The organism is Halorarum sp. SLYT50 (assembly GCF_059821265.1).
Genome location: NZ_CM187555.1, coordinates 1,751,115 through 1,769,809, shown reverse-complemented (window position 1 = coordinate 1,769,809; position 18,695 = coordinate 1,751,115). Strand labels below are relative to the sequence as shown.

Here is an 18,695-nt window from a genome sequence, read left to right as displayed (position 1 = left end):
CGCCCCGGAATCGCGGTCGGTCGGAGCGGGAGTGCGTCGACGCGCCGGGCTCAGATGGTGAGGATGCTCGTCACGAGCGCCTTGGTGAACAGCGCGACGAGACAGCCGAGCCACGTCATCAACACGAAGTGGAGGTAGGCGTTCGCCTTGTTCCCGCCGTCGATGGTGCGGATCATCACCGACGAGAGCAGGGCGTTGAACAGGATGACGAGCAGCAGCAGGAACTCGATGAGCGGGATGTCGTACACCCCGGCGTAGATGAGTCGCCCGACGCCGCCGGCCCCGGTGATGGAGAACTGCTCGGAGAGGTCGGCGAGGATGTTCACCACCTGCAGGCCGATGAAAAAGGCGAACGCGGACGCGGAGGTGATGCCGTACAGCAGGCCGATCATCGTGGTCGTCGCCTGTCGGCGCTGTTCGCGCAACTGCATGACCGTCGTCATGTTCGTCGAGATGAGTTCGCCGAGCTGTTTCGGGCGGCCGCCCATCGCGCGGCCCTCCAGGTACATGTCCGAGAACTTCTGGATGAGGTATGACCGGGTGTCCGTCGCGAATGTATACCACGCCCGCCCGGGGTCGATGCGGACGTTGAGCCGGCGGTACAGTCGGGTGATGGACGGCGAGAGCGCCCCGAAGTCCTTCCGGTGGAGCGTCTTCAGGACGTCGCCGGTGGTCGACTGCTTCGCGCTCTCCGCGGCCCCGAGCGCGCGGATGAACGACGGGAACTCGGCGTCCCTGCCGGCGATGGCTCGTTCCTCGAGTCGGAGGACGACCCCGGTGAGCGCCAGCGGCGAGACGGGCACGCAGACGTACAGCGGGAGCGGCACCCGGTCGAGGAAGAACAGCAGCCCCGGGAGTCCGGGACCGTACCCGAACACGCCCGCACCGGTGACCCCGATGAGCGCGAACGTGAGGCCGACGCCGACGAACAGGCCGGCCCACAGGCGGGTGTCGGAGGGAGCGCCCTGTTCGGAGTGGAACCAGACGGGGTCGTACGGCGACATCGCCCGGACGACGACGTAGAAGCCCAACTGGACCAGCATGAACAGGACGATGACGGCCGCGACGGTGAGCGTCGGGTCGTCGCCGGTGAGGATGGGGAGGACGATGGCGAACACGAGCGCGAACGTCATCGAGAGGATCATCGACATGTAGAGGTCCTTCATCACCTCCAGGTTCGACAGCGCCCCCTCGTACACCGTGATGTAGTTCTGGATGACCGCGTCCTGTTCCGACAGCAGGAAGTCGTCGAGCGACTGGCCCGCGCCGATGGTGTAGCCGAGGCGGTCGAAGAAGTCCGAGAACGCGTCCGAGGGGACCTCCTTCGCGCGGCGGCGGAGCGCGTCGTCGAGCGACTGGTTCCACGTGTCGACGAGGTGGACGACGCGCCCGAGTTCGGCGGCGGCGGCCCCGTACTCCTCCTCGGCCGCGAGGGTGCGGAACACCTCCATCCGGTCGATGTTGGTGGTCGACAGCACCGTCAGGTGGGTCATCACGAGGTGGAGTTGGTTCTCGATGGCCACCTTCCGGCCGTTGAGGTAGAGTTTGGGGTAGCCGACGGCCGCGCCGAACACGAGCAAGCCGAGCAGCGGAATCGGGAGTCGAACGGTGAGCGGGAGCGGCAGCACCACCGCGCCGGCGAGCGTGAGCACCAGGAAAACGAGCGCGGGCAGGAGGACGTAGCCGACGTACGCCCGCCTCGACATCTCGAGCGCGTCGTACGAGTCGAGCAGTTCGCCCGCGAGTTCGAGCAGCGAGTCGGGGAGGAGTCCCGAGTCGCCGGTGGAGGTGCCGGCGCTCATCTATCTGGAGGAGCGGTGCATGTCGAACGGGAGGCCCTCCACGCCGTCCCGCTGGAACGCCCTGATTCCCTCGTTCACCTCGTGGTAGCCGAGCATCCCCTCCTGAATCATCCGCTCGATGAGTTCGGCGCGGAACTGCAGGTCGTCGTAGATGTCGCGCGTGTCGGCGTACCCCAGCAGGGTGGCGATCTGCTCCTCGAGGACGTAGGAGTTGTTCATCCCCCGGAAGACTATCTCGTCCTCGACGGGGTCCCAGTCGAACACCTGCCTCGTGACGACGCCGTCCATCTCCTTGGAGTAGCCCTCTATCTCCTGGACGGAGGTGACCCGGCGAAGCACCTTGTCGCCCTGTTTCACCCGGTTCTGGAACAGCGCCACGTCCGCGTTGTCCATGAACGTCTCGGGGACGTTGATGGGGTCGGACGTGAACCGCTGAATCATCGAGACGATGTCCGAGGCGTGGAACGTGAGCATCACCGGGTGGCCGGTCTGGGCCGCCTGGAACGCCATCCGCCCCTCCGCGCCGCGCACCTCGCCGACGATGATGTAGTCGGGGCGCGACCGGAGCGCGGCCGCCACCAGGTCGAACATGTCCACGTCGTTCGAGTCCGCGCCGTCGCCCTCGCGGGTGAGCAGTTGCTGCCACGTGTTGTGCGGCGGAATCACCTCGGCGGTGTCCTCGGCCGTGTATATCTTCGAGTCGCGCGGGATGTACGAGAGGATGGCGTTGAGCGTGGTCGTCTTCCCCGACGCCGTCTCGCCGACGACGAACACGGTCTGTTCGTTCTCCAGACACAGCCAGAGGTACGCCGCCAGTTCCGGGCTGAGCGTCCCCCAGTCGGTGATCTGGTTGACCGAGAGCGGCGTGTCCTCGCCCTGCCGGATGGTGAGCGACGACCCCTTGATGGAGACGTCGTCGGAGTAGATGATGTTGATGCGCGAACCGTCGGGTAGCGTCGAGTCGACGATGGGGTTCGAGTCCGAGACGGGGTCGCCCATCCGCTCGCCCATGTTCCGCAGCCAGTTGTCGAACTGCTCGGGGGTGCCGAAGTCGACGGTCGTCTCCAGCATCCCGAAGACGCCGTGGTCGACGTGACACTCCGAGGGGCCGATGACGTGGATGTCCTCGTTCTCCGGGTCGCGCATCACCGGTTCGAGCGGCCCGAACCCGACGATGTCGCGGTTCAGCCGGTAGCGAACGTCCCGGTACGTCTGCGCCGACACCTCGATCCGTCCCACGTTGAGCAGTCTCGACAGCGGACCGTACGACCGCTCTTCGGAGACGACCGTCACCTCCTCCAGCAGTTCCTCGATGAGGTCGTCGTAGCCGGACTCGTCCTGGGGGGTGGCGCGGTGCCCGCTCCTGTTGAGCAGTTTCCCCTTGATGACGTCGAGTATCCGCTCCTCGGCCGTCGAGAGCGTGGGTTCGACGGTGTAGTACTTGGTGTCCTGTCCGAAGTCACCGTACACGTGACAGTAGATGGGACCGCCGACCGGGTAGAGGACGTTCGGGTGACGCGTCTCGTGAGCGCTCTCGATGTCCTCGACGAACAGCGGGAACTCCCCCGTAATCTGTTTGAACTTCTGGAGGTGCTCGCGCAGGTGTGGCCGCTTCATCGCGGCCTGCTTCAACTCGCTCGACGGTTTCGCCGTCCCTTGGTCCGTCATGTGTCAACACCACGCCGCACGCGGGTGCGCGGGTTCCGGGGGCGCACCCAGCCCGCCCATCTTACGCGACGCTCCGCGACTCGATGACCAGTCCCGTGCCGGAGCGCACGGAGAACCCGATGGTGTCGCCGACCTGACTCCCCATGCCGGCGAAGCGCTTCACCGAGATGTTCCGGCGCACGTCGCTGCCGACCTCCACCATCTGGAGTTCCATGAACACGTCCGCGATGGAGCGGAACGGGCCGATGGCCTCGTCGCCGACCGCCGAGGGGTCGACGGTGAGGACGATGGTCTTCCCGCGAGATATCATGTTCCTGAAGAAGGAGATTATCTCGAGGGCGGCCTGTCGCTCCTCGTTGTTGCGGACGAGCGCCTCGAACGTCGGGTCGTTCCGGAGGATGGAGTCGAACGTGTCCAGGATGACCACGTCCGACCGCCACATCACCTCCGCCTCCATGAGGCGCTTGAGCAGTTCTTTCCGCTGGCCGCTGTCGCCGGAGAACGTTCCGCCGGAGTCGAAGTCCGCCGAGAGGAACAGGAGTCTCTCGTCGAGGAGCGGCCTGGTCACGTCGTACTCCAGCGAGTACATCTGGTCGACGAACCCGGAGACGGTGAGTTCCGTCGAGAGGAACGTGACGGTCGCCCCCTCGTCGACGAGTCCGTAGCTGAACCGCTGAGAGAGCGCGGACTTCCCCGCGCCGTAGTCCCCTTCCATGAGGACGATGCTCCCGCGGGGGATGCCGCCGCCGAGTTCCTTGTTGAGTTGGTCCCGCTCGGGGAGACCGATGGACAGGAGGTTGCGGTTGGGGTCGCGGTGGCTCATGTGCGGAACCGGAACACCTCCTCGTCCTCGCGGACCACAAGCTTCAGCCGGTGGTCGCCGCTCTGGAGCCCCGGCGCCGACAGTTCGACGCGCGCGACGGTGCCCTCGGCCCAGGTCTCCCCGCCCTCGACGGGCGTGACGCGCACGTCCGTCCGGTACCGGCCGTCGAGGAGCACGTCGACCGCCGAACCGTCGGCCGGGAGCGTCGACGCGCCCGTGTTCCGGACGTAGACGGTGACGTTCTCGTCGCCGGAGGCGTTGTACACCCCCGCGGCCGGGTCCGAGACTATCTCGACGTCGGAGCGGACCTCGTCGGCCACGTCGAGCGACCGGGCGCTGATGGCGTCGCCCACGCGGGTCACCTCGCTCGTGAGCGTCCCCGCGACGGAGGCGGCGACGACGAGCGCGGCGATGAACAGGATGAGTTCCGAGAGGCTCGCGCTCGCCACTCAGGCCACCTCCACCCAGTCGCGCACGCCGTGGTCGACGACGACGCTGACGCGACCGGGCGGCGTCGGGGTGTCGGTCACGGCGAAGCGGGCCGTCTCGCCCGGGAGCCAGAGGCTCGTGTCCGTCTCGCCCGAGACGGTCGCCGTCGCCGTCGCGTACGCGTTGTCGACCAGGAGGTCGACCCGGCTCACGTCGAGCGTCGTCGCGCCGTCGTTGCGCGCGGTCACGACGAGCGTGTCGTTACCGGGGTAGTGCGTCGCGTTCGTGGCGACGACGTCGGTGTGCTGTCGGTCGAACGCACGGTCGGCGGCGCCCGCGTTCGCCTCGGCCACTCGCTCGGCGCCGTTCGCGATAGCCGGGTAGGCCACGCCGGCAGCGACGAACATCCCGAGGAACACGACGGCCGTCGAGGCGCTAACGCTGAAGCCCACGGCTCCCTCCCGAGAGCTGCGGCCAGCGGTCGATGACGACCGACTCGGCCGTCGCGTTCGCGAGCTGCATCACGTACTTCAGGCTCTGCGTGTGGTGGTCGAGCGTGAGCCGAGCGGTTCCCGGCTCGTCAACGTAGTTGCGGTCGATGTCACCGAACCCGGAGAGGTACGCCTCGAGCTGGTCGGCCACCTCGCCGTCGATCCACTCGACGCGCTCGTAGTAGTTCACGGCGCGAACCGCGTCGGTCGGGTCCGACTCCTCGACGAGGTACTCCAGCCACTCCATCACCATCAGGTCGCCGACGTAGTCGCCGGGGAGCGTCGTCAGGTAGGGCTTCTGGGGGTTCGTCGAGAGGTCGTCCTCCTCCACGAACTCGAACCCGCCGTCGTCTCCGGCGGGTCGGCTCGACCCGCCCGAGTCGTCGGCGATGTCCCCCCCAACTGCGCCGTCGTCGAGCGGGTCTCCGGTCGACCCGTCCCCGTCGACCCAGTCGGCGTCGCCGGAATCGTACTCGTCTTTCAGTTCGGTGAAACTCTTGCTACCGCCGTTTTCGGTCGCCATGGATTCGGTGTCGGTGGTGTCGTCAGTCGGTTCGAAGTCGTCGAACTCCTCGTCGAAGTCGTCCTCGTGTGTCTCGTCGTCCCGTTCGTCCCCGAGGTCCTCGTCGAAGAACGCCTCGGCGTCCGCCGACGCGAGGTCGTCGTCGAGGTCCTCGGTTCCGTCGTCCTCGCCGTCGTCCTCGAAGAGACCGAACGACGCCTCGCCGCCGAACTCGCCGCCCATCGCCCCGGCCTGGGCGTCGTCGACGAACGGGTTGATACCGCGAGTCACCATCTCGTAGATGTCGAGCAGACTCCGGACGTTCTCGCCCATGTCGTCGACCTGTTCGGCGAGTTCCTCGTTCTCGGAGCGGACGGTGCTGACCGTCGAGGAGAGGCTCGCGACCTCGTTTTCGAGGTCCTCTAGCCGGTTCTCCAGTTCGGCGGCGTCGTCCTCCTCGCCGCCGAACGGGTCGTCGTCGTCCCAGTCGTCCATTCCCCCCAAGTCGCCGAGGTCGTCCCCGCTCTCGTCGCCGCCGCCGAACGCGCCGTCGTCGTCGAGCAGCGGGTCCTCCCCGTCGTCCACGGCGCCGTCGTCTCGGAAGCGGTCGAGCAGGCTGGCGCCGAGCAGACCGAGGGCCGTGAGGAGCCACGCGTCGCCGGGAACGACGCCCGCTCCCAACAGTGGTGTGAGGAGACCCATTACTGCGAGTACACCCGCGACCGAGTCTTAAACTCTCCCCGCGGATTATCGGAATAGATAGCCGACGGGAGAGTCCGTCCGTCGGCCTCAGAGGACGGCGTCGCCGTCGGTTCGGGAGACGCGGAGGCGGCCGGTCGCGGTCTCGAAGGAGAGCGACCGACCGCGGGCGCCGCCGGTGTCGGCCGCGACGACCGGGACGCCGTGCCGGTCGAGCGTCGCCTCGGCCGCCGCCACGTTCCGGTCGCCGATGGAATCGTCGCCGCCGGTCGTGAGGTCGAGCATCGCGGCACCGCCGGCGAGTTTCGCTCGCAGGCCGTCGGTGGCGCCCGCCGCGGCGAGCCCGTCGACCAGCGCGGCGATGCCCTCCGCGACGAACTTCTCGTCCGGACCGGGACGGGCGGCGGCCACCGGGAGCATCGCGTGGAGCAGCCCTCCGACGCCGGTCACCGGGTGATAGATGGCGACGCCGAGACAGGACCCGAGTCCGCTCGTCACGAGGACGGTCCCGTCGGCCGCGACGCGAGCCTCCGAGAGACCGACCCTCAGCCGCCGGCGGTCGAGAGGCGAGCGGTCCGTGGAGACGGCGGCGTCTCGTTCGCCGCCGGGAGCCGCCGTAGGGTCAGGCCGGCCCATCGGCTCCCTCGCCGACCGCGTGTCCGTCCGTCGCCGCGGGGTCGATGCCGTCGAGCGCCGCCGCGAGTTCGCGCTGGTCGGGGAGCGCGTAGATGTCACACCGCACGTCGTCGTCGGGCGTCCGGACGGTGGAGTCGACGATGAACGCGTGCTCCCGCGTCCGGCCGAGCCGGCTCACGAGCGGACTCATCACGGCCGAGCCCATGTCGTGGACGAACTGCGGAGGGGTGTGCTCGATGGTCGTCCCGAGCACGTCCGCCCAGCCGTCGACGAACCCGCTCGTCATGATGTTGCCGAGCTCCCGCAGAGCCCCACGCTCCGGTTCCCCGATTCCGGGCGTGGTCTCGGTCGGAATCATCCCGTGGGCGACGGCCTCCGCGGACGCCTCGTCGAACAGGACGGCCAGGAACCCGCTCGGTCGGCCGCGGAGTTCGAAGACGGTGCCGACGACCGGTTCGTCGCCGACCTCCGACGGGACGTCCCGGACGGAGACGAATCGGAGCCGCGAGGCGTCCACGTCGGTCTCGGTGCCGGTCAGCGTCGTGACGTGGTCCGCGGCGCTCGCGGTGCCTCGCTTCGTGAGCCGGTCGAACGTCGGGAGTCTGTCGACCCGGACGGTTCCCCCCTCGCCGGACGACTCGGCGGCGAGGCGGTCGATGAAGCCGTCGTACTCCGGGAACAGGTAGATGGCGAACCCGAACTCGGCGTCGGCCGCGGAGACGCGCGACTCGAACACGAACACGCCCTCGCGGTCGCCGTCGACCGCGCCGTCGGGGAGGACGTCCGTTCCCGTCGCGCTGACGTACCTGGGAGGCGTCACGTCGACGGCGACGCCGAGGTGGTCCGCCCAGCCGTCGACGAAGCCGCTCGTCATGATGTTTCCCACCTCGGTGACGCCGCTGCGCGCGAACTCGCCGTCGGCCCCGTCGACGCCGGGCACGAGCAGCGAGCAGAGCGTCTCGACCGCGTCACGCTCGAACGCCATCACCGTCTGGCCCGCGAGTCCGCCCCGGAGACCGACCTCGACGCCGACGAACTCGCGTCCGTCGAAGACGCGGCTGAGGTCCTCGGCCGCGAGCAGCGTCACCTCGGAGACGGTCGCGGAGACGGTCGCTCCCGTGAGCTGTGAGAACGCGGCGGCGGCCCGGTCGGCCCCCTGACTGGCCAGTCGACTGAACGTACCGAGCGACCGGATGTCGACGTTCATCCCGCCGCGGCGACGGCGTCGTCGATCGCCTCGAGGACGTTCGGCTTCTGGAACGGCTTCGTGATGTACCCCTGCGCGCCGGCCCTGATGGCCGCCTTCATCTTCTCCTCCTGCCCGACGCTCGTGCACATGATGACCCGGGCGCCCGCGTCGCCGTCCGTTATCTCGCTGGTCGCTTCGATGCCGTCGCGGATGGGCATCACGATGTCCATCATCACGACGTCGGGGTCGTGTTTGCCGTACATATCGACGGCCTCGACCCCGTTCTCGGCCTCGCCGACGACCTCGAACTCCCCCTCGAGAATCTCCCGGAGGAGGTTCCGCATGAACTCCGAGTCGTCGGCGATGAGTACTCCGGTCGACATGCGGAAACCGGGCCCGGCGACGAGCATAAACGCTCGCCTGTGGGTATCACGCGTGAGATTCTAGCTACTCGAGTGCGAGCCCGCCCGCCTCGTCCACCGCGGCGAGGAGGTCGGCGATGGAGTCGTCCCGAGAGAGGCCGTGCCGGGCGAGTGCCCGGCGGACCTGTCCGTCGGAGAGGCGCACCGGGGCGTCGATGCTGGCGAGGAGCACGCCGAGTGCGTCCGCCGGCGGGACGTCGCCACCGGCGTTTCGGGCGAACCAGCGCACCAGCGTCTCGAACGTCTCGGACACGTCGTCGGAGGCCATCCGGTGACGGGTCGTCTCCCCGTCGACCGCGAGAACGGCGTCGAAGCCGTAGTCGAACCCGCTCGCCGAGAGCGCGTCGGCGGACGGTCGTCCGTCCGAGTCGCCCGGAGTTCGGTCGTCGTCGCCGGTCGCGTCGGAAACACGCGGCGCGCGCGGCGGTCCGGCACCCGTCGAGACGACCAATCGGTCGTCGTCGAGCGTGCGGACGTGCTCGCTGTCGGTGACGTCGAGGTCGTTCGGGTCGAGCGGACCGTCGCTGGTATCGTCGCTCATGTGAGTCGTGTACTGAAAAAACCGCAAACGGAACTGTGTGGCTGTGCTACCTTACAGTTCGACCGCGCTCTTGCCCTGCAGCGACTCGGGCACCGTGAACCGGATGGTGGTCGTCGCGCCCGACATCGTGTTGATCTTGATCGTCACTTCCGCCCCCTCGTTCAGTTCGCTGCCGCCGTTGAACGAACTCGGGTCGAAGGTGATCTCCAGCCGGTCGTCGGGGTCGTTCAGGACCGGCGCGGAGCCGTCGGCGTCCTTGACCGTGTTGTTGTCGAACGTCCCGTCGGCCTCGCCGACGGAGGCGTGCGTGAGCGTGTACGTCCCCGTCGGGCCGATCCACGTCACCGTCGCGTTCGTGAGGTCGATCTCACCCGCGCCGGGTGCCTGCGACACCATCGCCTGCACGTCGGTGACCTGCTCGCCGGTGACCGACCCCGTCACGGAGACCTCCTGCAGGCGGTCGGACACCTGACTGCTCGACTCCTCGCCGGTCTGTTGGGCCTTGCTCTGGAGGAAGCCGGCGGTGTTGATCAGGACGCCCGCGGCGATCGCCGCCACGAGCACCATCGCGATGAACACGATGAGCGTCCCGATGCCCACCTGACCGCGCTCCTCATCGTCCGTGATGAACTCGAACATGATTACAGCTCCACCGCGCTCTTGCTACCGAGCGACTCGGGGACCGAGAACCGGACGGTCGTCGTCGCGCCCGACATCGTGTTGATCTTGACCGTCACTTCCTGACCCTCCTGCAGCGGACCCGTGAAGCCGCTGTTGGAGGCGCCGTTCACGTTGAAGACGAGTTGAAGGCGGTCGTCGGCGTCGTTCAGGACCGGTTCGGAGTCGTCGGCGTCCTTGACCGTGTCGATGTTGAAGTAGGTGTTCCCCGTCTCGCCCTGCGCGTCGTAGACGGACTTGTTGACCAGCGTGTACGTCCCCGTCGGGCCGACCCACGACACCGTCGCGTTCGTGAGGTCGATCTCACCCGCACCGGGCGCCTGCGAGACGGTGACGTTGACGTAGCTGATGGTGTCGTTGTCGGTCACCTTCCCGGTCGTGACGACCTCCTGAAGGCGGTCGGACACCTGACTGCTCGCCTGCTGCCCCGTCTGCTGCGACTTGGACTGGAGGAAGCCGGCGGTGTTGATCAGGACGCCCGCGGCGATCGCCGCCACAAGCACCATCGCGATGAACACGATGAGCGTCCCGATGCCCACCTGACCGCGCTCCTCCTCGTCTGTGATGAACTCGAACATGGATTGGCTTCGTTGTATGGTTCAGATCCGGCGCCGAGGAGCCCCCCGGTCGGTATCTACAGTAAAGGGATGATTACTCGGTAATAAATACGACTGTGAAAGTATCAGTATGGATAATGATATCGGCTGGCTCGGGAGACGAGCGCGGAGCAACCCGACGGGACGGATTCACCCGGGGAGACCGCTGCCGGCGAGCGTCGGAGTCCGTCGATAGATTTTTTGCACCGCGAATCACTTCCGATATTGAATGCCGGCACAGGACGAAGAGATCATCGAGGTGCTGGGAAACAAGTACAATCCGGAGATCCTCGACGCGGCTGGGGAACCGAAGTCGGCACAGGACCTCTCGGAGGAGCTCGGCGTTCCCATCGCCACCTGTTATCGCCGCATCAACGAACTGGAGGCGACGCAGTTGCTCGAACTCCACGACAGGCCGCTGTCGGACGAGCACCGGCGTATCAAGGTGTACCGGCGGTCGGTCGACGGCGTGAACGTCACGTTCCAGGACGGGCTGACCGTCGAGTTGGAGGAGCGCTCGGAGGTCAAGAACAAACTCGACGAGGTGTGGCGGACGATGACGGACGGGTGAGTCCGGGTCAGAAGCCGTCGCTGGGGCTCTCGCGCCCCATCATCGAGAACCCGCCCGCGCGCTCGTACACTTTGATACCACCGTTGGCGATCTCCATCGGGAAGATGTCCGTGTCGATGTCCTGCTTGCGCATCTTCGCCACCCAGACGTAGCGGTTGACGCCGGAGTCGGTCGGCGTCTGAATGAAGTAGATGTTCCCGTCGGTGAGAAAGTTCTCTAGGCCGATTTCGGTCTCCGGGAAGACGGCTCCCTGCTCGTTGATGAGCAGCGAGGTGAGTCCGTTCCGCTTGAGGATGTCCGAGAACTTCAGGAGGTACGTCCGCTTCTCCTTCTCGTTTTCGAAGAACAGTTCGAACATGGTGAGCGAGTCGAGCACCAGTCGGTCGTAGTTCGCGTTGGCGAAGTCCTCGAGGAGCGTGTCCATCGTAGCGGTGAAGTCCCCCTCGCGGAGCATGTGACTCTTGTCGTACACCTTGATGTCGCCCGCGTCGACGTGTTCACCCCAGTCGCCGAACCCGATCGATTCGGCCGCCTCGCGGATGTCGTCCGCGTTCTCCTCGAACGATATGTAGATCCCCCGCTCGTCGTGGTCGGTGACCCCGTGGTGGAGGTACTGGATACCGAACAGCGACTTCCCCGTCCCGGGATTCCCACTCACCAGCACGGTCGCGTTCTCCACGAGACCGCCGTTGAGAATCGAATCGAGCCCGTCGACCCCAGTTTGTACCGTATCGACCATGTCTCTCAAACAGGGATGGCGGCCGCATAAATGAAAACCGTTGTGCCGGCCATTCGCCGAGAGCGACGATAGCTTTAAGCCCGAACGATTCTGGAAAGAGAGTATGAGGGACGGAGGGGGCAAAGTCGTCCGGGGGGGGGCGACGGTGAAGCGAGTACTGATCGTCGAGGACGAGGCCGAGGTCGCGGCGTTGTACCGTGGCTACCTGAGCGACCAGTACGACGTGGACGTGGCCCACACCGGCGAGGAGGCGTTCGACGTGTTCGAAGAGTCCGGCGCGTCCATCGATGCCGTCCTGCTCGACAGGCGGCTCCCCGACATGTCCGGGTCGGAGGTCCTCTCGGAGATACGCGACCGCGAACTCGACTGCCGGGTCGCGATGGTGACGGCGGTCGAACCCGACGTCGACATCATCGAGATGGGGTTCGACCTCTACCTCGTCAAGCCCGCCACCCGCGACGACATCCTCGACGCCGTCGAGCGACTCGGCACGCGCGCCAACTACGACACGAAACTCCGCCGGACCGCGGCGCTCGTCACGAAGCGAGCGCTGCTCGAAGCCGAACGCACCCCCTCGGAGCTACGCGACAGCGCGGAGTACAACGCGCTACTCGACCGCATCGACACCCTGCAGAGCGACCTCGACGACCTCGGGACGGCGTTCGCCCCCGACGACTACCGGATGCTCTTTCGCAACATCGGCGGTGCGAACGCCGGCTCCGAATCCGTCTGACTCGGACGCGCCGCCGGCGCGCCGACAACCCCGATACCCGTCCCGTCTCACCGTACCTGCTCTCCGACCAGGTCGTCCGCGGCCGCGAGGAACGCGTCGCGCGCGTCGTCGGGGATGGTCGCGCCCGCCGCCACGTCGTGGCCACCCCCGTCACCGCCGACCGACCGCGCGGCCTCGCGCATCACGACCGAGAGGTCCAGCCCCGAACGCACGAGGTGTCCGCTCCCCCGCGCGGACACCTTCACTTCGCCGTCGCCCGCGTCCGCGAACGCGACGATGGGCTTGCTCCGCGCGACGCCGGCCGCGCCGACGGCCATCCCCGCGACGATACCGACGATGGTCTCGCGGATTCGCGTGCCCGCGTCGAACCACTGGAGGTGCTCCTCGCTCGTGACGCCCTCGTTCTTCACCCACTCGAGCCCCTCCGAGAGGTTCCGCCGGTGGTTCCGGAGGAGGGTCCGCGCGCGCGCGAGCGCCTCGCCGCGGTCGCCGAGACAGACCGCGAGCCCCACGTCGGCCCGCTCGTAGCGCGCGGTGGCGTTGAGCAGCGTGGAGAACTCGCTCACGTCCCGGAGTTCGGTGCCGGACTCCTCGGCCGCGAGGACGTACGTCGTCCCGACGAGCGCGTCCACCCGTTCCGCGGGGACGCCGGAGGCGACCGCCCGGCGGATGAGCGCGCTCGCGACCGTCTGTCGCTCGTCGCCGTCGAGGTCGACCCACCGCCGCCAGTCGCCGTCGGCCTTCATCGGTACGTCCACCCCCGAGAGGAACTCGATGGCGCCCGCCTCGTCGTCGGAGATGCCGGGGATGCGCGCCTCGCTGGCGTACTGGAGGAGTTTGGGGAGCGGCCGGGTCTGCCGGCCGTACAGCGCGAGGTCGGTCTCCTCCGCGAGCGCGCCGGCGGCGACCCCCTCGGCGACGAGCCGCTCGTTCGCTCCCGAGAGGCCGTCCTCGGAGTCCTGCATGTCGCCGACAGCGCCGACCACCGCCAGCGCCGCGAGGTCGCGGTTGTCCGTGTCGGGTCCCTCTAGCGCGCGTGCGAGGACGTACGCCGCCCCCGCGCCCGAGAGTTCCGCCGCGCCGTCGATTCCCTCGAGCAGGGGGTTGAGGTGGTACTCCGTCTCCGCGTCCGCCGGCTGGTGGTGGTCGACGACGACGGGCGTGAACGCGCCTGCCGTCTCGTAGTCGGTGACGACGTCGAGTTGGCCGCTCCCGAAGTCGGTGAACAGGACCGTGTCGTGGTCGGTGGCCGCGATGCGCTCGAGTTCCGCGGCGTCGAGCTGTTTCGAGAACAGCGTCTCGAACGGGACGCCCGCGCGTTCGAGCGCGGTGGCGGCCACCGCCGCGCTGGTCAGCCCGTCGGCGTCGATGTGCGACGCCAGGAGGACGCGCTCGGCGTCCCGGAGGCGCGCCGCGCACCGCTCGGCGCGCTCCCGGAGCGCGGGCACGGGGAACTCGTCGGTCTCTGCGTTCGCGTCCGCTGTCGCCATTGGCGTCCACTCGGTCGCTCTCGGGGTTAAACGCTCGCCTCGGAGTCGAAGTGGTCGACGACGGAACGCGGACGGTGTATACGGTCGTCGAGTGAGTCGTGCGCGTGGCGACCGCGAAAGCCCCCGGCTGCTGGACTCGCGCGGCTCGCTGCGCGCTCGATCGCTCACTCCGTTCTGCTCTCTCGCGTGCTTGCGTCGCCGTGCTTCGTCCAGCAGCCGGCCCCTTTCAGTCCCACCTGACGGCTGTCAGGGAGCGATGCGGCCTCGGTTCCAACGCGTCTACACGGGAACCGGCCGGGCGCGGCCGCGGAACGGCTGAACCGAATCACAGCGACGCGGCCACGTCCTCGGCGAAGTACGTCAGAATCAGGTCCGCGCCCGCGCGCTTGATGCTCAACAACGACTCGCGGGCCGTCGCCTCCAGGTCGAGCCACCCCCTCTCGGCGGCGGCGTGCAGCATCGCGTACTCGCCGCTCACGTTGTACGCGGCGACCGGGTGGTCGAACTCGCGGCGGACGTCCCGGACGATGTCGAGGTACGGCAGCGCGGGTTTCACCATCAGCACGTCCGCGCCCTGCTCGGCGTCGAGGCGCGTCTCCCGGAGCGCCTCGCGGGCGTTCGCCGGGTCCATCTGGTAGTGACGGCGGTCGCCGAACGCGGGCGCGCCGTCGGCCGCGTCGCGGAACGGCCCGTAGAACGCCGACTCGTACTTCGCGGCGTAGCTCATGATGGGCACCTCCGCGTACCCCCCCTCGTCGAGTCGCTCGCGAATCGCGCCGACCATCCCGTCGGTCATCGCGGAGGGCGCGACCATGTCCGCGCCCGCGGCCGCGTGCGACGCCGCGGTGCGCGCGAGCAGGTCGAGCGTCTCGTCGTTCTTCACGGTGAGGGTCGGGTCCTCCCTCGCCGACTCCTCGACGACGCCGCAGTGGCCGTGGTCGGTGTACTCGCACAGACAGACGTCGGTGACGACGTACGCGTCCGTCTCGGCCGTGACCGCGCGCACGGCCCGCTGGACGACGCCGTCGTCGGCGTACGCGCGCGACCCCTCGGCGTCCTTCGACTCGGGGATGCCGAACAGCATCACCGCCTCCACGCCCGTCTCGCGCACCTCGGCGACGCGCGCGGCCGCCTCGTCGACGGGGACGCGCTCGTGGCCCGGCATCGACTCGATGGGCGTCCGCTCGTCGGCGGTGGCGTCGACGAACACCGGCGCGATGAGGTCCGACGCGGCGAGGCCCGTCTCCGAGACGAGGGGTCGGACGCCGTCGGTCCGGAGCCGCCGGGGCCGGTCGGTCAGGTCCATACCCGGTCTGGGGTCGGCGCGGGCGTAAACCCCGCGTTCCTCGGGCTCCGGCGAGCGGGGGACGACGGCGCGTGACGCAACCCATATAGCGCCCGCTGTGCAACCCGCTCCCGTGACTGTTCCCCTCCAGACCATCGTCGACAGTTTCCCGCCGTGGCTCGAGGGGTTCCTCACCTCGGAGTACGCGCTCGCGGTCCTGTTTCTGGTGTTCGTCCTGGAGGGGGCGATGCTGATGTACTTCATGCCGAGCGAACTCATCGTCCCGGGTACGCTCGTCCTCCTCGGGTACGACGCGGGGACCGTGCTGGGGGTGCTCGGCGTCGCGGTGGTGGGCGCGACGGTCGGGCAGTACGCGCTGTTCAAACTCGCCCAGCGGGGCGGGAGGGAGTGGCTGCTCCAGAAGCGGTGGTTCCGCGTGAGCGAGTCGTCGCTCGACCGGTTCGACGGGTGGTTCGACCGCTGGGGACCGGTGGTCGTCCCGGTGTCGAACGCGCTGCTGTTCACGCGCGGGATGCTCACGGTCCCCGCCGGTCTCGCCGAGATGGACGACCGTCGGTTCGTCACCCTCTCCGCGGTGGGTACGCTCGCGTTCGAGGCGGCGCTCGCGGGGCTGTACGTCCTCGGCGTCGACCTGCTCTGGTGAGGCGGTGGAGACGGAACCGACCGCGGCCCGGAGCCGCCGCTCGGGGTCGCGTCCGTCGGGCACGGAGGAGTGGAGGGCGGTTCGGCCGAGCCGTGATTACTCGTCGTCGGCCTGCGTTACGTCGACCCGCTCGCGGAGGGCTTCGAGACCCTCGCTCTCGGCGAGTTCCTCGACCCGCTCGCGGAAGTGGTTCTCGCAGAGGCCGACCCGCACGCCGTCGCGTTCGGCGGTGTAGGCGGCCTCCCGTTCACAGTAGTGACACCGCATACCCGCACTGGGGGCCGCTCGGAGTTAAACCCGCGTGTTCGCGCTCGGGAGGCGCTCGCGGACGGTCGACCAGCCGTCGCGGTCCAGTCCGGCGACGCCCAGCGTCTCGTCGTGCGCGTCGCTCCCCCCGGTGAGCAGCAGGTCGTGCTCGCGCGCGACGGCCTCGACGCGCCCGGGGTCGTCCGTCCCCCGGTCGCCGTAGGGGTAGTACCGCTCGACGGCGTCGAGGTGTCGGCACAGCGCGAGCGCCGCGTCGGGGTCGTCGTAGCGGAACGGGTGCGCGAGGCCGACCAACGCGCACGCGTCCGCGAGGAGGTCGCGGCCCCGTTCGAACGGCGTCACCGCTCGCGGGACGTAACAGGGGCCGTCGTTCCCGATGAGGTGCTCGAACGTCCCCTCGTAGTCGTAGGGGGCGGCGCTCTCGGCGACGGCGCGCGCGACGTGCGGCCGCCCCAACCCCGGACGGGGTTCGAGGTCCAGGTCGACGCCCGTCTCGGCCTCGACCGCCTCGATTATCCTCCGCCCGCGCTCGACCCGGTCGCGCTGGAGGCGGTCGCACTCCGCGGCGAGCGCGTCGGTCTCCGTCAGTCCGTACCCCAGCAGGTCGACGCGTTCGGCGTCCGTCTCGACCCGGAGTTCGATGCCGCGGACCACCGTCACGCCGCCCACCGTCGTCACGGGCGCGTCCAGCCCCGGGTGGAACCGGTCGTGGTCGGTGACAGCGACGACTTCGACGCCGGCCCGGTCGGCGGCGGCGGGGAGCGTCTCCAGCGTGAGCGTTCCGTCCGAGACCGTCGTGTGCGCGTGGAGGTCCGCGACGACCATACCCCACGCACCCCGCGCCGGAGCGAAAGGGTTGTGGTGCGGCGCGAGCGCCGTCCCGCTGACGCGACCGCACGGCTGCGTCGGGGCGGGGTGTGTCCTAATATGCCCCTTAATCACGAAACATAGGTATGTCCTCTCCAAGGACGTACATGGACAACCGTTATCTTTCTCACGCGACTCCGTCCGGTCGATGCGCTTGAACGAACTCGGGGAGACGCTATCGGGCCACCAGTACCCCGCGACCAGCGGGGAACTCATCGACGCCTACGGGGAGCGTCGAATCGACCTCTCGGATGGGTCCGAGACGGTCGGCGCGGTGCTCGGACGGGTCGGACCGCAGACGTTCGCCTCCGCGGCGGAGGTCCACGAGACGCTCCGGGGGAACGTCGGGTACGAGGCCGTCGGCCGGCGGTTCTACAGCGACCGGGACGCGCCGACCGTCGCGGAGGACGGTCCCGAACAGGTCTCGTTCTGAGGCGGGGCACGTCCGGCGCGACTCGTACCCGCCGCCGGTTCGCGCCTACACCCACTCCAGCGCCGCGTCCAGGTCGAGGGGAACCTGTCCCTTCGCGTACGCCTCCGTCCGGCCGTCGGGCCTGCTCCGGAAGACGACGGCGGGGCGGTGGCCGACGTCCGGCCGCTCGCCGCGGACGGCGGCCCAGTCGTCGTCCGGGAACGACGAGCAGTCGACGAACAGCGTGACGCCGCCGCCGTGTTCCCGGAGCTGGCCGCTCGACTTCGTGGCGACGGTGTCCCGGACGGCCGCCGAGGGGTTGCTCGCGGACCGCCGGTTCGGCGGCACGGGACGCGTCACCTCCACGAGCGTCGACGTGCCGTCGTCGCGTTCGGCGCGGTAGTCGATGACGTGGTCGGTCGTGACCTCGATCTCGGGGACCACATCGTACCCCGCCAGCGTCAGCAGGCGCGCCACGTCGAACTCGCCCATCGTCGCGGTCATCCGCGTCACGTCGAAGTACTCCGAGGTGCCGAGTTTCCCCGCCATCTCCTCGCGGTAGTCGTCGAGCACCCCCATCGAGAGGAACTCCTCGTAGAACGCGAGCGCCGCCTCCCGGGTCGCGTCGGGGAAGCCCGCGGCGTGGTCGCGGAAGAACCGCCGCGTCGTCTCGGCGCCGTCCTTCGAACAGAACACCGTGAGGAAGTACCACGAGAGGTGCGGGTACTCCGCCAGCCACGGCTCCTCGGCGTGGAGGCCGGCGGTGAGTTCGCGTTCGGCCCACCGGGCGACGGGGTACGGCACCGACTCGAACGCGTACTTGTCGGTGCGCCACAGCGACGAGGGCGTCTCGGTGTTGCCCAGCCAGTACGCGCCGGGGCCGCCGCCGGTCCCGTCGGGCCCCGGGTCGTCGTCCGTCCAGCAGAACAGCGCGACGCTCCCGTCGTCCATCTCCAGCCGACGCGCCTCGTACCCGTCCGGCGGTTTGAACCAGGTCCGCTCCACCGCCGCCCCGAGGTTCGCGTCGAGCGGGTCGTACACCTCGGACTCCACTCGCGCGAGCGACCAGGTGCCCGGGGCGTACCGGAACCGCAGGGGACGAGCCACACCGGACATGCGCGGCGTCAGGGTTTGAACCCACCGCCTCCGGGAATGTTTCAGTCCACGTGGCGTGGTATCGACCGACACATT

General features: G+C 68.7%; 22 protein-coding genes. 4 read left to right on the top strand and 18 right to left on the bottom strand.

Going from position 1 to position 18,695, the window contains the following annotated elements; translation table 11 throughout:
- Positions 1 to 50: 50 nt before the first annotated feature.
- From arlJ to AC6RUA_RS09240, 12 genes are all read right to left on the bottom strand, one after another.
- The gene (gene arlJ / locus AC6RUA_RS09295; protein WP_499812740.1) at positions 51 to 1,802 is read right to left on the bottom strand and encodes an archaellar assembly protein ArlJ/FlaJ; all 1,752 of its coding nucleotides are present in this window, start codon (positions 1,800 to 1,802) and stop codon (positions 51 to 53) included.
- A complete protein-coding gene (flaI, locus tag AC6RUA_RS09290; RefSeq protein ID WP_499812739.1) occupies positions 1,803 to 3,470 on the bottom strand; it encodes an archaellum flagellar ATPase motor FlaI in 1,668 nt (555 codons plus the stop codon).
- A 61-nt stretch (positions 3,471 to 3,531) separates the two neighbouring features.
- Entirely contained in the window at positions 3,532 to 4,293 is a 762-nt protein-coding gene (gene arlH, locus AC6RUA_RS09285) for an archaellum protein ArlH (RefSeq protein WP_499812738.1), read from the bottom strand.
- Complete coding sequence (gene arlG / locus AC6RUA_RS09280) at positions 4,290 to 4,742, bottom strand: archaellum stator protein ArlG (RefSeq protein ID WP_499812737.1); 453 nt, start codon at positions 4,740 to 4,742, stop codon at positions 4,290 to 4,292. Before arlG ends, arlH begins: the two co-directional genes overlap by 4 nt.
- Positions 4,743 to 5,174, bottom strand: a complete 432-nt coding sequence (gene arlF, locus AC6RUA_RS09275) for an archaellum stator protein ArlF (protein WP_499812736.1) — start codon at positions 5,172 to 5,174, stop codon at positions 4,743 to 4,745.
- Entirely contained in the window at positions 5,158 to 6,417 is a 1,260-nt protein-coding gene (locus tag AC6RUA_RS09270) for a FlaD/FlaE family flagellar protein (protein WP_499812735.1), read from the bottom strand. The genes arlF and AC6RUA_RS09270 overlap by 17 nt, the downstream gene beginning before the upstream one ends.
- 87 nt (positions 6,418 to 6,504) lie before the next feature.
- Complete coding sequence (locus tag AC6RUA_RS09265) at positions 6,505 to 7,050, bottom strand: chemotaxis protein CheD (RefSeq protein ID WP_499812734.1); 546 nt, start codon at positions 7,048 to 7,050, stop codon at positions 6,505 to 6,507.
- On the bottom strand, positions 7,037 to 8,257 hold the full coding sequence (locus tag AC6RUA_RS09260; RefSeq protein ID WP_499812733.1) for a chemotaxis protein CheC: 1,221 nt from the start codon (positions 8,255 to 8,257) through the stop codon (positions 7,037 to 7,039). The genes AC6RUA_RS09265 and AC6RUA_RS09260 overlap by 14 nt, the downstream gene beginning before the upstream one ends.
- The gene (gene cheY, locus AC6RUA_RS09255; protein ID WP_499812732.1) at positions 8,254 to 8,622 is read right to left on the bottom strand and encodes a chemotaxis protein CheY; all 369 of its coding nucleotides are present in this window, start codon (positions 8,620 to 8,622) and stop codon (positions 8,254 to 8,256) included. The genes AC6RUA_RS09260 and cheY overlap by 4 nt, the downstream gene beginning before the upstream one ends.
- A gap of 64 nt (positions 8,623 to 8,686) precedes the next feature.
- Entirely contained in the window at positions 8,687 to 9,202 is a 516-nt protein-coding gene (locus tag AC6RUA_RS09250; RefSeq protein WP_499812731.1) for a DUF7500 family protein, read from the bottom strand.
- Positions 9,203 to 9,253: 51 nt separating this feature from the next.
- Positions 9,254 to 9,841, bottom strand: a complete 588-nt coding sequence (locus AC6RUA_RS09245; protein ID WP_499812730.1) for a flagellin — start codon at positions 9,839 to 9,841, stop codon at positions 9,254 to 9,256.
- Between the two features lie 2 nt (positions 9,842 to 9,843).
- Positions 9,844 to 10,458, bottom strand: coding sequence for a flagellin (locus tag AC6RUA_RS09240; RefSeq protein ID WP_499812729.1), 615 nt, complete (start codon positions 10,456 to 10,458; stop codon positions 9,844 to 9,846).
- A gap of 247 nt (positions 10,459 to 10,705) precedes the next feature.
- On the opposite strand from AC6RUA_RS09240, the gene AC6RUA_RS09235 reads away from it, so the two are divergent.
- Positions 10,706 to 11,047: a helix-turn-helix domain-containing protein gene (locus AC6RUA_RS09235; protein ID WP_499812728.1), complete on the top strand. Its 342-nt coding sequence runs from the start codon at positions 10,706 to 10,708 to the stop codon at positions 11,045 to 11,047.
- 7 nt (positions 11,048 to 11,054) lie between these two features.
- Here AC6RUA_RS09235 and AC6RUA_RS09230 read toward each other — a convergent pair whose 3' ends face one another.
- Positions 11,055 to 11,786 (bottom strand): RAD55 family ATPase, encoded by a 732-nt coding sequence (locus AC6RUA_RS09230; protein ID WP_499812727.1) that lies wholly within the window; start codon positions 11,784 to 11,786, stop codon positions 11,055 to 11,057.
- 103 nt (positions 11,787 to 11,889) lie between these two features.
- On the opposite strand from AC6RUA_RS09230, the gene AC6RUA_RS09225 reads away from it, so the two are divergent.
- A complete protein-coding gene (locus tag AC6RUA_RS09225) occupies positions 11,890 to 12,519 on the top strand; it encodes a response regulator (RefSeq protein ID WP_499812726.1) in 630 nt (209 codons plus the stop codon).
- A 47-nt stretch (positions 12,520 to 12,566) separates the two neighbouring features.
- Here the strand turns inward: AC6RUA_RS09225 and recJ are convergent, their stop codons facing one another.
- The gene (gene recJ / locus AC6RUA_RS09220) at positions 12,567 to 14,009 is read right to left on the bottom strand and encodes a RecJ family nuclease (protein WP_499812725.1); all 1,443 of its coding nucleotides are present in this window, start codon (positions 14,007 to 14,009) and stop codon (positions 12,567 to 12,569) included.
- 325 nt (positions 14,010 to 14,334) lie between these two features.
- The gene (hemB, locus tag AC6RUA_RS09215; protein WP_499812724.1) at positions 14,335 to 15,315 is read right to left on the bottom strand and encodes a porphobilinogen synthase; all 981 of its coding nucleotides are present in this window, start codon (positions 15,313 to 15,315) and stop codon (positions 14,335 to 14,337) included.
- Positions 15,316 to 15,427: 112 nt separating this feature from the next.
- On the opposite strand from hemB, the gene AC6RUA_RS09210 reads away from it, so the two are divergent.
- Positions 15,428 to 15,958 carry a DedA family protein gene (locus AC6RUA_RS09210; RefSeq protein WP_499812723.1) on the top strand — a complete coding sequence of 177 codons (531 nt, stop codon included), beginning with the start codon at positions 15,428 to 15,430 and terminating at the stop codon, positions 15,956 to 15,958.
- A 96-nt stretch (positions 15,959 to 16,054) separates the two neighbouring features.
- On the opposite strand, the gene AC6RUA_RS09205 is transcribed toward AC6RUA_RS09210, so the two are convergent.
- Both AC6RUA_RS09205 and AC6RUA_RS09200 read right to left on the bottom strand, forming a co-directional pair.
- The gene (locus tag AC6RUA_RS09205) at positions 16,055 to 16,225 is read right to left on the bottom strand and encodes a DUF6757 family protein (RefSeq protein WP_499812722.1); all 171 of its coding nucleotides are present in this window, start codon (positions 16,223 to 16,225) and stop codon (positions 16,055 to 16,057) included.
- Positions 16,226 to 16,249: 24 nt separating this feature from the next.
- On the bottom strand, positions 16,250 to 17,050 hold the full coding sequence (locus tag AC6RUA_RS09200) for a PHP domain-containing protein (protein WP_499812721.1): 801 nt from the start codon (positions 17,048 to 17,050) through the stop codon (positions 16,250 to 16,252).
- Between the two features lie 190 nt (positions 17,051 to 17,240).
- Here AC6RUA_RS09200 and AC6RUA_RS09195 point away from each other — a divergent pair, with 190 nt between their 5' ends.
- Positions 17,241 to 17,525, top strand: coding sequence for a DUF5789 family protein (locus AC6RUA_RS09195; RefSeq protein ID WP_499812720.1), 285 nt, complete (start codon positions 17,241 to 17,243; stop codon positions 17,523 to 17,525).
- A 45-nt stretch (positions 17,526 to 17,570) separates the two neighbouring features.
- Here the strand turns inward: AC6RUA_RS09195 and AC6RUA_RS09190 are convergent, their stop codons facing one another.
- Positions 17,571 to 18,611 (bottom strand): DUF5784 family protein, encoded by a 1,041-nt coding sequence (locus AC6RUA_RS09190; protein ID WP_499812719.1) that lies wholly within the window; start codon positions 18,609 to 18,611, stop codon positions 17,571 to 17,573.
- Positions 18,612 to 18,695 lie beyond the last annotated feature (84 nt).

What these genes read in the sequence shown, in the direction of transcription:
- AC6RUA_RS09225 (WP_499812726.1), top strand. Translation starts at nt 11,890, where the DNA reads ATGAGGGACGGAGGGGGCAAAGTCGTCCGGGGGGGGGCGACGGTGAAG.
- flaI (WP_499812739.1), bottom strand. Translation starts at nt 3,470, where the DNA reads ATGACGGACCAAGGGACGGCGAAACCGTCGAGCGAGTTGAAGCAGGCC.
- AC6RUA_RS09200 (WP_499812721.1), bottom strand. Translation starts at nt 17,050, where the DNA reads ATGGTCGTCGCGGACCTCCACGCGCACACGACGGTCTCGGACGGAACG.
- AC6RUA_RS09195 (WP_499812720.1), top strand. Translation starts at nt 17,241, where the DNA reads ATGCGCTTGAACGAACTCGGGGAGACGCTATCGGGCCACCAGTACCCC.
- AC6RUA_RS09240 (WP_499812729.1), bottom strand. Translation starts at nt 10,458, where the DNA reads ATGTTCGAGTTCATCACAGACGAGGAGGAGCGCGGTCAGGTGGGCATC.
- hemB (WP_499812724.1), bottom strand. Translation starts at nt 15,315, where the DNA reads ATGGACCTGACCGACCGGCCCCGGCGGCTCCGGACCGACGGCGTCCGA.
- AC6RUA_RS09245 (WP_499812730.1), bottom strand. Translation starts at nt 9,841, where the DNA reads ATGTTCGAGTTCATCACGGACGATGAGGAGCGCGGTCAGGTGGGCATC.
- AC6RUA_RS09250 (WP_499812731.1), bottom strand. Translation starts at nt 9,202, where the DNA reads ATGAGCGACGATACCAGCGACGGTCCGCTCGACCCGAACGACCTCGAC.
- AC6RUA_RS09235 (WP_499812728.1), top strand. Translation starts at nt 10,706, where the DNA reads ATGCCGGCACAGGACGAAGAGATCATCGAGGTGCTGGGAAACAAGTAC.
- recJ (WP_499812725.1), bottom strand. Translation starts at nt 14,009, where the DNA reads ATGGCGACAGCGGACGCGAACGCAGAGACCGACGAGTTCCCCGTGCCC.
- cheY (WP_499812732.1), bottom strand. Translation starts at nt 8,622, where the DNA reads ATGTCGACCGGAGTACTCATCGCCGACGACTCGGAGTTCATGCGGAAC.
- AC6RUA_RS09230 (WP_499812727.1), bottom strand. Translation starts at nt 11,786, where the DNA reads ATGGTCGATACGGTACAAACTGGGGTCGACGGGCTCGATTCGATTCTC.
- AC6RUA_RS09265 (WP_499812734.1), bottom strand. Translation starts at nt 7,050, where the DNA reads ATGGGCCGGCCTGACCCTACGGCGGCTCCCGGCGGCGAACGAGACGCC.
- AC6RUA_RS09270 (WP_499812735.1), bottom strand. Translation starts at nt 6,417, where the DNA reads ATGGGTCTCCTCACACCACTGTTGGGAGCGGGCGTCGTTCCCGGCGAC.
- arlJ (WP_499812740.1), bottom strand. Translation starts at nt 1,802, where the DNA reads ATGAGCGCCGGCACCTCCACCGGCGACTCGGGACTCCTCCCCGACTCG.
- arlH (WP_499812738.1), bottom strand. Translation starts at nt 4,293, where the DNA reads ATGAGCCACCGCGACCCCAACCGCAACCTCCTGTCCATCGGTCTCCCC.
- AC6RUA_RS09260 (WP_499812733.1), bottom strand. Translation starts at nt 8,257, where the DNA reads ATGAACGTCGACATCCGGTCGCTCGGTACGTTCAGTCGACTGGCCAGT.
- AC6RUA_RS09205 (WP_499812722.1), bottom strand. Translation starts at nt 16,225, where the DNA reads ATGCGGTGTCACTACTGTGAACGGGAGGCCGCCTACACCGCCGAACGC.